Source organism: Falsiroseomonas sp., assembly GCF_041690465.1.
Classification (GTDB): domain Bacteria; phylum Pseudomonadota; class Alphaproteobacteria; order Acetobacterales; family Acetobacteraceae; genus Falsiroseomonas.
The window spans coordinates 1-2,661 of record NZ_JAWLHG010000105.1; the positions used below are offsets into that span (position 1 = coordinate 1).

At 67.5% G+C, this 2,661-nt stretch carries 2 protein-coding genes; both read left to right on the forward strand.

What is annotated here, in order from left to right:
• Positions 1–190 precede the first annotated feature (190 nt).
• The gene (locus ACESM1_RS30335; RefSeq protein WP_372625142.1) at positions 191–346 is read left to right on the forward strand and encodes a DUF2256 domain-containing protein; all 156 of its coding nucleotides are present in this window, start codon (positions 191–193) and stop codon (positions 344–346) included.
• Between the two features lie 92 nt (positions 347–438).
• Complete coding sequence (locus ACESM1_RS30340) at positions 439–2,568, forward strand: malate synthase G (protein ID WP_372625144.1); 2,130 nt, start codon at positions 439–441, stop codon at positions 2,566–2,568.
• Positions 2,569–2,661: the final 93 nt, after the last annotated feature.

Sequence of the window (2,661 nt, forward strand, 5' to 3'; positions counted from 1 at the left end):
GCCTGGGGCTCTGCGTCTTTCATCGGGCGTCCTTTCCGGGAGCGGTTGCGGGCAAGGTAGGCGGGTGAGCGGGCGGCTGCAACGGGCGGCGGCACGGCTTTTCGAAAAGCCGTGTGGCGCGGTTTGGAAACCGCGTGGCGCGCCGCTTGCCAACATGGCCTGCGCTCCCATCTGACAGGTCATGCCGAAGATGCGACGCAAATCCGACCTGCCGGAAAAGACCTGCGCCCGATGCGGGCGGCCTTTCACCTGGCGGCGCAAGTGGGCGCGCGACTGGCCGGCGGTCAAATACTGCTCCGACGCCTGCCGCAAGGCTGCGAAGGCGGGGCCGGGCGGCGGAAAGTGACCGCGCCGGATTTCGCGTGTTGCCTATAGGAAACTTTTTTCCTATCCGTGGCGGAAGCGAACGGCACACAATTGCATACGAGGGAGACGCGCATGGAACGAAGGGTCGAGCACTTCGGGCTGAGCATCGCGCCGGAACTGGCGCTCTTCGTCGAGGCGCGGGCACTGCCCCGCACCGGCGTGAAGGCGGAAGATTTCTGGAAAGGCTTCTCCGCCATCGTCCACGATCTCGCACCGAAGAACCGCGCGCTGCTGGAAATCCGCGAGGCGATGCAGCAGCAGATCGACGCCTGGCACATCGCCCGGCGCGGCCAGCCGCATGACGCCGCCGCCTACCGCGCCTTCCTCGAAGAGATCGGCTATCTCCTGCCCGAGGGCGAGGATTTCAGCATCGAGACCGACCATATCGACCCCGAGATCGCAACCATCGCCGGGCCGCAGCTGGTGGTGCCGATCACCAACGCGCGCTACGCGCTCAATGCCGCCAATGCCCGCTGGGGTTCGCTCTACGATGCGCTCTATGGCACCGACGCGCTGGGCAGCCCGCCACCGGCCGGCGGCTACGACCGGGCACGCGGCCGCGAGGTGATCGCCTGGGGCCGGCGCTTTCTCGACGAGGCGGTGCCGCTCGCCGGCGGCAGCCACATGGACGTGGCCGGCTACCGGGTCGAGAACGGCGCGCTGGTGCCGGAGCTGGCCGACCCTGGCCAGTTCATCGGCTGGCGCGGCACCGAGGATGCACCGGAGGCGGTTGTGCTGCGCAACAACGGGCTGCACATCGTCATCGAGATCGACGCCTCCACCCCGGTGGGGCAGGACGACCGCGCCGGCGTGTCCGACATCAAGCTCGAATCGGCGATTTCGGCGATCATGGATTGCGAAGACAGCGTCGCCTGCGTCGATGCCGCCGACAAGGTGGCGGCCTACGACAACTGGCTGGGGCTGATGCAGGGCACGTTGACCGAAGAGGTGAGCAAGGGCGGCAAGACCTTCACCCGCCGGCTGGCGGACGACATGACTTTCCACGCCCCCGGCGGCGGCGCGGTCACGCTGAAGGGCCGGGCGCTGATGCTGGTGCGCAACGTCGGCCACCTGATGACCACCCCGGCGATCCACGACCGCGAGGGCCGTGAGGTGCCCGAGGGGATCATGGACGCGATGATGACCACGCTGGCCGCGATGCACGACCTTGCCGCGCGGCGCAACTCGGCCACCGGCAGCATCTACGTGGTCAAGCCGAAGATGCACGGGCCGGAGGAAGTGGCCTTCGCCGACGAGCTGTTTTCGCGCGTCGAGGCGGTGCTGGGGCTGGAGCGATACACCGTCAAGCTCGGGATCATGGACGAGGAGCGGCGCACCAGCGCCAATCTCAAGGAATGCATCCGGGCGGCCCGCCACCGGGTGGCCTTCATCAACACCGGCTTTCTCGACCGCACCGGCGACGAGATCCACACCTCGATGGAAGCCGGCCCGATGCTGCGCAAGGGCGACATGAAGGGCGCGGCGTGGATCAAGGCCTACGAGGATCGCAACGTCGATATCGGGATCGCCTGCGGCCTGCGCGGCCGCGCTCAGATCGGCAAGGGGATGTGGGCAGCGCCCGACCGGATGGCCGAGATGCTGCGCGAGAAGATCGCCCACCCGCAAGCGGGCGCGAACTGCGCCTGGGTGCCGTCGCCCACGGCGGCCACGCTGCACGCCACGCACTACCAAAAGGTCAGCGTCCAGGCCCGGCAGGACGAGATCGCCGCACAAGGCCCGCGCGCCACGCTCGACGAACTGCTCACCATCCCGCTCGCGGGCGGCACCAACTGGTCGGACGACGAGATCCAGGCCGAGATCGAGAACAACGCGCAAGGCATCCTCGGCTACGTCGTGCGCTGGATCGACGCCGGGATCGGTTGTTCGAAGGTGCCCGACATCCACGACGTCGGGCTGATGGAAGACCGCGCCACCTGCCGGATCAGCGCCCAGGCGCTGGCCAACTGGCTGCACCACGGCGTCGTCGACGAACAGAAGGTGATGGCCGCCCTGCGCAAGATGGCCGAGGTGGTGGACCGGCAGAACGCCGATGATCCCTTCTACCAGCCGATGGCGCCGGGATTCCAGGGCGTGGCCTTCCAGGCCGCCTGCGATCTGGTGTTCCGTGGCCGGGTGCAGCCCTCGGGCTACACCGAGCCGGTGCTGCACGCCCGCAGGCTGGAACGCAAGGCAGAGGGCTAGGCTCCAAACCCAATCAACCTGTTGATCTATTTTTATTCTGGTGATTCACTGACATCAGTCAGCAGAAGGAATTGGCGATGGCGGGGTTGTTTT

Excerpts from the sequence above, each read along its gene's own strand:
- ACESM1_RS30335 (WP_372625142.1), top strand. The coding sequence starts at position 191 with ATGCGACGCAAATCCGACCTGCCGGAAAAGACCTGCGCCCGATGCGGG.
- ACESM1_RS30340 (WP_372625144.1), top strand. The coding sequence starts at position 439 with ATGGAACGAAGGGTCGAGCACTTCGGGCTGAGCATCGCGCCGGAACTG.